The organism is Acidovorax sp. K2F (genome assembly GCF_025246485.1).
In the GTDB taxonomy this organism is placed as follows: domain Bacteria; phylum Pseudomonadota; class Gammaproteobacteria; order Burkholderiales; family Burkholderiaceae_C; genus Acidovorax; species Acidovorax delafieldii.
In genome coordinates, this window is sequence record NZ_JAOBSQ010000069.1 from 1 (window position 1) to 9,807 (window position 9,807).

General features: G+C 64.4%; 11 protein-coding genes and 1 pseudogene. All 12 read left to right on the forward strand.

Features of this window, described 5'->3' with window-relative positions; translation table 11 throughout:
* Positions 1-172 precede the first annotated feature (172 nt).
* The gene (locus N4G42_RS24925) at positions 173-472 is read left to right on the forward strand and encodes a HeH/LEM domain-containing protein (protein ID WP_260669097.1); all 300 of its coding nucleotides are present in this window, start codon (positions 173-175) and stop codon (positions 470-472) included.
* Entirely contained in the window at positions 472-810 is a 339-nt protein-coding gene (locus N4G42_RS24930) for a head-tail connector protein (RefSeq protein ID WP_260669098.1), read from the forward strand. The genes N4G42_RS24925 and N4G42_RS24930 overlap by 1 nt, the downstream gene beginning before the upstream one ends.
* A gap of 1 nt (position 811) precedes the next feature.
* Complete coding sequence (locus N4G42_RS24935) at positions 812-1,144, forward strand: phage head closure protein (protein ID WP_260669099.1); 333 nt, start codon at positions 812-814, stop codon at positions 1,142-1,144.
* On the forward strand, positions 1,137-1,622 hold the full coding sequence (locus N4G42_RS24940; protein ID WP_260669100.1) for an HK97-gp10 family putative phage morphogenesis protein: 486 nt from the start codon (positions 1,137-1,139) through the stop codon (positions 1,620-1,622). Before N4G42_RS24935 ends, N4G42_RS24940 begins: the two co-directional genes overlap by 8 nt.
* Positions 1,619-1,984: a hypothetical protein gene (locus N4G42_RS24945; RefSeq protein ID WP_260669101.1), complete on the forward strand. Its 366-nt coding sequence runs from the start codon at positions 1,619-1,621 to the stop codon at positions 1,982-1,984. The genes N4G42_RS24940 and N4G42_RS24945 overlap by 4 nt, the downstream gene beginning before the upstream one ends.
* Positions 1,985-2,011: 27 nt before the next feature.
* Entirely contained in the window at positions 2,012-2,233 is a 222-nt protein-coding gene (locus N4G42_RS24950; protein ID WP_260669102.1) for a hypothetical protein, read from the forward strand.
* Between the two features lie 41 nt (positions 2,234-2,274).
* Positions 2,275-3,210: a phage tail tube protein gene (locus N4G42_RS24955; RefSeq protein WP_260669103.1), complete on the forward strand. Its 936-nt coding sequence runs from the start codon at positions 2,275-2,277 to the stop codon at positions 3,208-3,210.
* A gap of 93 nt (positions 3,211-3,303) precedes the next feature.
* A complete protein-coding gene (locus N4G42_RS24960) occupies positions 3,304-3,624 on the forward strand; it encodes a phage tail assembly chaperone (RefSeq protein ID WP_260669104.1) in 321 nt (106 codons plus the stop codon).
* Positions 3,588-4,037, forward strand: coding sequence for a DUF1799 domain-containing protein (locus N4G42_RS24965; protein WP_260669105.1), 450 nt, complete (start codon positions 3,588-3,590; stop codon positions 4,035-4,037). Before N4G42_RS24960 ends, N4G42_RS24965 begins: the two co-directional genes overlap by 37 nt.
* A 6-nt stretch (positions 4,038-4,043) precedes the next feature.
* The gene (locus tag N4G42_RS24970) at positions 4,044-8,504 is read left to right on the forward strand and encodes a hypothetical protein (RefSeq protein ID WP_260669106.1); all 4,461 of its coding nucleotides are present in this window, start codon (positions 4,044-4,046) and stop codon (positions 8,502-8,504) included.
* Positions 8,501-9,442 carry a hypothetical protein gene (locus N4G42_RS24975; RefSeq protein ID WP_260669107.1) on the forward strand — a complete coding sequence of 314 codons (942 nt, stop codon included), beginning with the start codon at positions 8,501-8,503 and terminating at the stop codon, positions 9,440-9,442. The genes N4G42_RS24970 and N4G42_RS24975 overlap by 4 nt, the downstream gene beginning before the upstream one ends.
* A pseudogene (locus tag N4G42_RS24980) lies at positions 9,442-9,807 on the forward strand (hypothetical protein); the annotation flags it as partial. The gene N4G42_RS24975 and the pseudogene N4G42_RS24980, both read left to right, overlap by 1 nt.

A 9,807-nucleotide genomic window follows, 5' to 3' on the forward strand; every position in this document is an offset into this window, starting at 1 on the left:
CAACTTCACCAAGAACCTGATCACGGTTCGCGCTGAGCGCCGCCTGGCGCTGGCCACTGAGATCCCCGCAGCCGCGCGCGGTGGTGATCTGACGCCTCCCGCGTCCTGATGAGCTCGGGCCGGGGCTTCATGCTCCGGTCCGCTCCTTCTCCCTCAAATACTGGAGCCCATCATGGAATGGATCACCTTCACCACCTTCGGCTCGAACTCCGCCATCGGCGCGTTCGGTGCTGGCGACCAGATGCGCGTCGGCGAGGACATGGCAAAGCACCTGGTCGATGATGTCGGCTGCGCGGTGCGCGGCCAAGTCAAGGCGCGCGACCTGCAGCCCGCCGAGACCGAACCTGTCGCCAAGCCATCGGCCGGCCTGAACGTGCCCGAGCTGAAGGCCGCTCTCGAAGCCAAGGGCATCGCGGTGCCAGATGGCGCCAAGAAGGCGGAACTGGCTGCACTGCTGGACGGAGCCGCCTGATGTCGCTGGTGGACGTACCAACGGCGAAGCTGCACCTTCGGGTGGACGATTCGGCAGAGGACGCCCTGATCCAGCTCTACATCGAAGCGGCAGAGGCCTCTGTGGTCGAGTTCCTGAACCGGAACGTGTACGCCAACCAGGCCGCCATGGACGCAGCCGCGGAAGCGCCACCGGCCGAGCCGATAGTGGTCAACGCTGCGGTGAAAGCCGCGATCCTGCTGCTGGTGGGGCATTTGTTCCACAACCGGGAGGAGGCGGCCGTGGGTGTATCTGTAGTTGCGCTGCCCGTGAACTCGCAGCGGCTCCTGCAGCCGTACCGGGTCGGAATGGGGGTGTGACATGCGCGCCGGAGATCTGCGAGATCGCATCGCTATCGACAGCCTTCAAGTTGCCAAGGGGACATCCGCCGGGATGCAAAAGGCCTGGGTGCTGCACACCACTGTGTGGGCCAAGCGCATGGACTACTCCGGCGCAGAGCGCAGGGCTTCCAGTGCTGGCGGTGAAGTGGCTGTGGCGCGAGTGGAGTTCCTGATACGCCTACGCGACGATCTGCTGGAAACCATGCGCGTGCGCCACAGGGGCAAGGCCTTCAATATCCGGCATATCAAGCCCCTGGCCAACGCGCGCGGCTGGATGGTGTTGACCTGCGATACGGGAATGAACGATGGCTAAAAGCGAGATCCTGGGCATCGGCGCGCTAAGTCAATCTTTCCAGCAGCTCAAGACGGGAATGGAAACCCGAGTGGCCCGCCTCATGGTGGCCTCCGGGGGCGGTGTACTGCGCAGCAAGGCACGCGGCATCGCACAGGCCAAAGGGCTGCGCAAGACCGGCGCGCTGATCAAGAACATCGTGATCAAGCGCGAGCCGCAGGCCCCTGCAGGCACCGCCCAGTACAACCTCGGTGTGCGGCATGGTCGCAACCTGACCAAGAAGCAAAAGACCAACAGCAAGCTGGCAATCAACAAGACAGGCCGCATCGTCAAGCGCTACGAAGACGATCCATACTACTGGCGCTTTCCTGAGTTCGGCACTAAGAAGCAACAGGCCTCCCCCTTCCTGCAGCCCGCGCTGGAGCAGGGCAAGGAAGAGGTCATCGACGCCATGGCCGACCGCCTGGACAAAGAGCACGCAAAGGCAAGCAAGGCATGAGCACCATTCACCAGCAGCTCGCTGCAGCGCTTACCTTGGCGTTCGACAACACCTGGGCGGTGGAGCTGCCACCCAATCCGTCATGGCCCGCTGCCGTCTTTGACGTGGACAGCAAGCCAGAAGAGACCTGGTGTGCGGGCGGCGGGTACACCCAGCACGATGTCAACCTCATCGTGCTGGCCCGCACCATCGAAGAGCTGGACGTGCTGCTGCCCCTGGACGGTGGCGGCCCGTTCCGCGCTGCGCTGGAGGCCATGCCCGCCTACCAGTACGAAGACGACGCAGGGGACGCCGACTACGAGCCCGACCCCGAGATATTCGCCCGCTACCTCACCGTGCGCCTGCGCACACCCCGCCACTAACCGCAACCACCCACCCCTGGAGCCACCATGGCAAAAAGCACCGCAGCCCCTGCGGCGGCTGGCGCAGCTGCGCCCGTCGCCACCCCCAAAGCCACCAAGCCAGCGCACCACCTGCCCACGCCACCGCGTGCGCGCGATGAGTTCACCGGCATCGGCGGCACCTACATGCGCGACCCGGCCACCGGCGTGCGCACCCGCGTCCCGCCCCCGGCTGCGGCCGAGGGCGACGACAACACCGCAGCAGCCTAAGCAGCGGCCGTTTCTGAAACCCTGACCTGAAAGGAACTCCCATGGCCAAGTCCATGAAAAAGATGCTGCTGCTGGCAAAGAAAGAAGTCACAGCTGGCACCGACGCGCTTCCCACTGCAGCGGCCAATGCCATCCTTTGCCGCGCCCTGATGCCGGAGCCCATCACGGCCGAGCAGGTGCAGCGCAACCTGATCCGCCCGTACAAGGGCAACAGCGGCAGCCTCACCGTGGGCGAGCACCGCAAGATCACGTTCGAGGTCGAACTGGCGGGCGCAGGTGCTGCCGGGACGGAACCCGCGTGGGGCCTGCTGCTGGAGGCCTGCGGCTTTGCCGCCACCATCACCGCAGGCACGGACGTGACCTACGACCTGGTCAGCGAAGGCGAACCCACCCTCACGCTGTATGGCTACCTGGACAAGACCAAGTTCGTCATCACCAATGCCAAGGGCACGGTGTCCTTCGAGCTGAATGCAAAGGGTATCCCGGTGATGAAGTTCGAGTTCCTGGGCACCTACAGCGCAGCCACCGAGGAAGTGGCCATGCCCACCGGCGTTGACTACAGCGACTTCATCCAGCCCAAGACTGTGGGCAAGACCAACACGCCCACCTTCAGCTTTCACGGCTTGTCTGCGTGCATGTCGGCCTTCAGCATCAACCTCGCCAACGCCCTGGCCTGGCGCGAGCTGGTCAACTGCGCCGCACCCCACAGCCCAGACCGCCAGCCCTCGGGCAACGTCACCATGGAGATGCCCAGCATCACCACCAAGAACTGGGCCGAGATCGTGCGCAACAGCGTTGTGGGCGCCTGCAGCCTGGTGCACGGTACGGTGCCCGGCAACATCATCGAGCTGGCAATGCCTGCCGTGCAGTGCAAGCCGTTCACGCTGCAGGACGACCAGAGCATCGCCATGATCAACATGCCGTTCGACATCAACCCGGTGGGCGGCAACGACGAATTGCAAATCATCGTTCGCTGACCCTTCACCCCCGTGCACACGTGTGCACACCCCGAAAAAGAGCCACCCATCGCGGTGGCTCTTTTGCTTTCTCCCCCTTTACCTCACACAACCATGTTCATTCTCACCCCCGACGAAACATTCAAAGCCACCGTCAAGGTCCAAGTCGCCATGCCAAAGGGCGGCTGGCGCGAAGAGAGCTTTGTCGCCATCTTCAAACGCACCTTTGAAGAAGACCGCGAAGAGCTGATCAAGCTGTCCAACGTCGAACTGCTGCGCCGCGTGCTCACGGGCTGGGAAATGGTGGACGAGAACCGTGTCCCTGTCCCCTTCAACGAGCAGAACCTGGAGGCCTTCCTGCGCCTTACCGGCGCCGTGCGCGAAGCCATGCTGGTCTATTGGCAGCACAACGTAGGCGCCAAAGAAAAAAACTGATCGAGGCCGCGCGCTGGTGGGCAGGTGCCCGCGACGAAGCGCCCGGCACCTTCGAGCCCGACTACAGCGTGCTCGAAGCCATGGAGGCCTGGGGCGCCAGTGCGGACGACCTCGACAAGGTGCGCGCCCGCATTGACGCCGCAGCCAATGCCCCTCCGGCCGAGGGCGAGGCCTTCGGTGTGTACGCAGAGAACCTGCCGGTGGTCGCGGCCTTCGAGGCCTTGCGCACCCAGTGGCAGTACGCAGGCATGGCGGGCCAACGCATGGGCTTTTGCTACGCGGGCGTCATTGCCTGGCTGGAGCTATTCGTCCACCGGCGCCAGCGCCGCACCGTCATGCATGGCTTGCAGGTCATGGAGCGCGCGGTCCTCGTGGCCGACCAAGAACAACGTGACAAGAAAGAACGGGAGTAAATCAGCATGTCTGCACTCGGCTCCCTGGTGGTCAAGCTCGGCCTGGATTACGCCCAATACACGGGCGGGCTCGACAAGTCCGAGCAGGCCGCCCTGGCGGCGTCCAAGAAGATCCAGGACACCTTCGACAACATGAAGGCCAAGGTGGCCGCCACGGCGGGCGCCATCGCTGGCGGCCTTGCCGCTGGCTTCACCATCGCGGCCTTCAAGGGCCTCATCTCTGGCGCCATCGAGACCGGCGCCGCACTCGACGATCTGCGCATGCAGACCGGCTCCACGGTCGAAGCCCTGTCGGGCCTGATGGCCGTGGGCAAGTTCAACAACATGGGGCCCGAGCAGATCGGCGCCGCCATGAACAAGCTGGCCGCCAACCTGGCGGGCGCCAGCGAGGAAAGCAAGGGCACCGGCAAAGCGCTAGAGGCCCTGGGCATTGACTTTGACAGCTTCAAGAAGCTGCGCCCTGAAGATCAGATGCAGACCGTGGCCAAGGCCATGGCGAAGTTTGAAGACGGCACCGGCAAGGCCGCTATGGCCATGGCGCTGTACGGCAAGCAGGGTGCGCAAATGCTGCCCTTCCTGCATGACCTGGCAGAGGTCGGCGACCTGCAAGCCAAGGTCACCACCGAGCAGGCTGCGGCCGCCGCAAACCTGGACGACAACCTTCTTCGCCTGAGCACCAGTGGTGAGGGCTGGAAGAAAGAACTGGCCAACGGCATGATCCCCGCGCTGGACCTGGGTGCCCAGGCCCTGGTGGACATGATGAACGGCTCGGGCGGTCTGCGTGAAGAAGTGCGCCGCCTGGTGGCAGACGGCAGCATCAAGCAGTGGACCACCGACGCCATCAAGGGCCTGAGCTACGTGGCAGACGCGGGTCAGATCGCCTGGCGCGTGCTGCAGTCCATCGGCAAGGGCATGGGCGGCTTAGCTGCAGCCCTGGTGCAAGCGCTCAGCGGCGACTTCCGCAGCGCATGGGCCACCCTGCAGGCCTCCGGCCAGGACATGATCGACGTGTTCGATGGTCCTACCGTGGGCGAGCGCTTCCGCGATTCGCTCGACAAGATGGCTGCATCCGCTGCAGCAGCCGGTGACGCAACCGCCAAGGCAAAGCCCAACCTCAACGGCTTTGCCAACACCACCGAAAAGGCTGGGAAAGCCGCCAAAGAGGCCAAAGACCCCTTCGACGCGCTGCGCGAATCCGTGGTCAAGGCCACTGCTGGCTACCAGGCAGAAGCAGCCGCTGGAGAAAAGCTCACCGAGGGCCAAAAGAAGGCCGTCGAAGTGCTGGACCAGATCCGCACCGGAAAGGTCAAGGTTACCGAGGTCCAAGCCATCCAGATCGGCCAGGACATCGAGGCGATGCTGGCGGCCGAAGGCGAGAACAAGGCGCGCGAAGAGTTCATCAAAACGGCCGATGCTGAGCGTGCAGCGCGCCTCAAAGTCGTGCAGGCCATGGAGCAGTCGGCCGCCAGCGTGGTCGAGCAGAACCAGGCCATGCGCGAAGAGATCGAGATGATCGGTCTGTCGGATGCCGCGCAGCTGCAGCTCCTGCAAACTCGCAACCGTGCGCTGATCCTGACCAAGGAGGCCACCCTGGCCGAGCTGGAGCGGGCCAGCGTGATCACCGGCACCATGACGCGCGAACAGATCGCGCTGCAGGCCGAGATCGAAGCGCTGCGCGAGCGCAACGAGCTGCTGGGCGCCAAGTACGACCGCACGATCACCGCCAAGGCCGCAACCGAGGCCGCCAACGAGTGGACGAAGTTTTACGACAGCATCTACAACGGCTTGAGCGACAGCCTGTACCGTGGGTTTGAGGCGGGCAAGGGCTTCTTCAAGTCGTTCTGGGACGGTATAAAGAACCTGTTCAAGACCACGGTGCTGAAGCTGGCGGTGCAGGGCGTGATGACCGGCATCACCGGCGCCCTGGGCCTGAGCGTCAGCGGCGCCAATGCTGGAGTGGTGGGCGGGGCCGGTGGTGGCGGTGGCAGTCTGGGCATGCTCAGCAGCCTGGGCAACATCGTCTCCAGCGGCTTCGACCTGATCACCAAGGGTGTGAGCGGTGCTGTGGGTAATGCCTTCAGCAGCTTCGCCACCAGCGATCTGGGCGTGCGTCTCGGCCTGAGCAGTGCTGTGGACTACGGCACCGGCTACACCGCCAATGTGATGACGCCCATGGGCTCCAACATTGGCGCGGGCCTGGGCATGCTGGGTAACGGCTTTGCGGGCTACGGCATCAGCTCCATGCTGTCTGGCGGCTACAGCGTGGGCGGCGGTAACGCCGTCAACGTCATTGCAGGCATTGCCAGCGCCTTCTTTGGCCCCCTGGCGGGGGTGGTGGGTGGCCTCATCAACCGCCTGTTCGGCCGCAAGCTGGCAGACGTTGGTATCGAGGGCACCTTCGGCGGCCAGACGGGCTTCGAGGGCCAGCAGTTCGAGTATTACAAGGGCGGCCTGTTCCGCTCGGACAAGACCAAGTACAGCGACCTGGACCCGGCATTCGAAAAAGCGCTGGGCGACACCTTCAAAGGCATGCGCGCCCAGGTCGCCTACTTTGCCGATTCCTTGGGCCTGAGTGCCGACAAACTGGAGGACTACACCAGCAAGATCAAGATCAGCACGCAAGGCCTCAACGCCGAGCAGATCCAGCAAAAGTTCCAAGAGGCGCTTGCCACTGCCAACAACGAACTGGCAGAGCAGGTGCTGGGCACCTGGACCACGACCAGCAAAGAAGTCACCCGCGTGGTGTACGACAACCTGGGCCGGGGTGCGGACGACTTCATGGCCTCATCCCGCGAGGTGACCGAGACCATCGAAGAGACCACCTACACCGCCAGCAAGTACGCCAAAGAGGGCGAGAAGGCCATCGACACGCTCACCCGCCTGTCCACCAGCCTGACCACCGTCAACGGCATATTTGACACGCTGGGCTACACGCTGCTGGAGGCCAGCCTGGACGGTGCGGATGCGGCCAGCAAGATCGCGGACGCATTCGGTGGGCTCGACAAGATGGCCGCCGCCACCAGCAGCTACTTCCAGAATTTCTACACCGAGGAAGAGCGCAGGGTGGTGGCCACGCGCCAGCTCGAAGGTGAGTTCGCCAAGCTGGGCCTGACAGTGCCCAAGACCCGTGCGGAATACCGCCGCCTGGTCGAAGCACAAGACCTGAACACCGAGGCAGGCCGCAAGGCCTACGCCATGCTGGTCATGTTGTCGGGCTCATTTGCAGAGCTGGGGCAGTCGGCCGAAGATGCCGCCGCTGCGGCCAAGGAAGCGCTGCGCACGCAGCTCGATGCGGCCTACAGCACGCTGGAGCGCTCCATCGCAGCCCAGCGCAAGGCGCTGGAGGCACAGCGTGCAGCAGCGGCCGAGCTGGCTGGCCTGTGGGGCAAGGTGCAAGACATTGCATCAGGTGCCATGCGCGAGCTGCGGGGTGAGGTGGGCAGCACGGCTGCACAGCAGGCGGCGCAGGGCATGGTGTTCATCGAGAACGCTGTGCAGGGCGCTCTGCTGGGCATCATCCCCAACACGGACGACCTCGCCAATGCACTGTCCGCTGCGCGTGGTGGCCTCGCGGCTGACAACTACCTCACCCAGTTCGAGCTGGACCGCGATCGCCTGGTGCTTGCAGGGCAGATGGAGCAGCTCGCGGGCGTGGCAGGCAAGCAGAAGGGCATTGCAGAGCAGTCACTCGACGCGCTTGATCGTCAGATCAAGCAGGGCGACGAAACGCTGGAGCGCATGCGCGAGCTGATCGACATCGCCACCGGCCAGGTCAAGGCCACGCTGTCGGTCGATGAGGCTGTGCGGCAGATCATGGATCTGCTGAACCCCACAGCCCCAGCGGCCGCAGGGGGCAGCGTTGGCACATCGGGCAATGGCGGGTTCTCGTTCGGTGGCTCCAGTGGGAGCCCGGCTGCAGCGGTACGCCCTGGCGACAAGGCCGCCAACGGCAACTACGTGCGCGAGCAGTACCTGGGAGGCGGCTATGGGTCCACCTATAGCGCAGTCAGTGACGCCGAGCAGGCGCAACTGCAAGCGCTAAAGGATGGCCTCTTCGCCCAGTACACGGGTACGGGCGACGTGGCGGGCCTCTTTGCCGATGCGTCTGCCAAAGGCTACACGGCCAGCGATCTTGCGACAGTGGGCGGCTACAGCTACGCAGACGTGCTCAGGAAGCTACAGGAGCTGGGCCTCCCTGCCTTTGCTGGCGGGGGGCTGCACCGGGGTGGATGGGCGATGGTGGGCGAAGACGGTCCCGAGCTGGCCTACCTGCCGCCAGCGCGCATCTACACCGCAGCCAACACGCAGCGCATGTTGGCCCAGCCGGGCGAAAGCACCAGCACCACCAGCACGGCAGCACCTGCAGCAAGCGCTGGCGAGTCGCGGGCTGAAGCCCTGCTGGCCCGGATGGCGCAGGTGCTCGAAGACTCATTTGACGGCAGCAGTTTAAGGACGACACCCGCATGACGACCACCACTTACAGCGCTGTGAGTGTGTTCATGGCCATTCCCATCACGGCCAGCATGCTGACCGCAGGCACCACCATCGTAGAGCCCGACCCCGCGCTGGGCGAAACGATGTGGGTGTCTGCCGGCACGTATGCCGTGGGGGCCGAGCGCGTCAGCAACCACAAGGTGTATTCCTGCGTGCAGGCCCACAGCGGCCGCACGGCGTTGCCAGAGGCTGACCCGGACTACTGGCTCTTCAAACGGCCCAGCAACCTGTTTGCTCCGTTTGACTACTACCGCTCCACAGCTGCAAAGGCTACGGGCAGTCTCACCTACAAGCTGCAGGTGCCGTTCTTCAGTGACGTGAAGATCTTTGGTGCGCTGGGCGACCAGGTGCAGATTGTTGCGCGCGACACGCCTGGCGGAACGGTCGTCAAGCAAACCACGCAAGACCTGTGGGAGCAGGCGCTCGGCTTCTGGGAGCTGCTGTTCTCGCCCCTGGGCGTGCGCAGCACGGTGGAACTGAACGACATCCCCATCAGTCCGACCGCAGAACTCACCGTGACGGTGAGCGCTGGGCCTTCCGCGCCGGTGGAGCTGGGCACCTTGATGGTGGGCGAGTGGCGCAGCCTCACCGGTGGTACTGGCGGCACCGAGTTCGGCAGCGAGGCTGAGCCCAGGTCGTACAGCTACATCAAGTTCTACGACGACGGCACGTTCGAGATCAAGCGGCGCCCTGGCGCTACGGACCTCACTTTGTCGGCGGTGCTCGATGCCGACCAGGCTGAGTACACGGTGGGACTGCTGCAGCAGGTGCTGGACGTGCCGGTGGCCATCTCAGCAACGAATGTGCCCGGCTACGGCTACCTCAGCACCTTCGGCCTCATCAGTGGGCGAGTCAAACCAGTCAACAGCAAAGACGCGCAGCTCTCCGCGCGCGTGAAAGGAATCATCTGATGGCGATCACACCCGTACCGGTGGTCAGTCCCGTACCACCGTTCCCGCCCCTGTCGGATCGCGTGCTGGGAACCTACAACAGCAAGGCCTACGCGTTCGGTGTGCACATGAGCACCACGTTCATGGGCGACCTGCTTGCACTCGTGAATTGCACGAAGGACAACGCGGTTGTGGCCTACGACGCAGCAGCCGTGGCCACCGCCCAGGCCGCTGCAGCAGCGGCTTTGGTCAACGCCCCCAAGTGGGTCATGGGCACCAACTACCCGACCGACTCTGCCGCCTGGAGCCCAACCGACAAGCAAACCTACCGCCGCAACGCCCCGGGCGGTGTGAGCAACGTGGACCCGTATCTGGACAGCACCCCC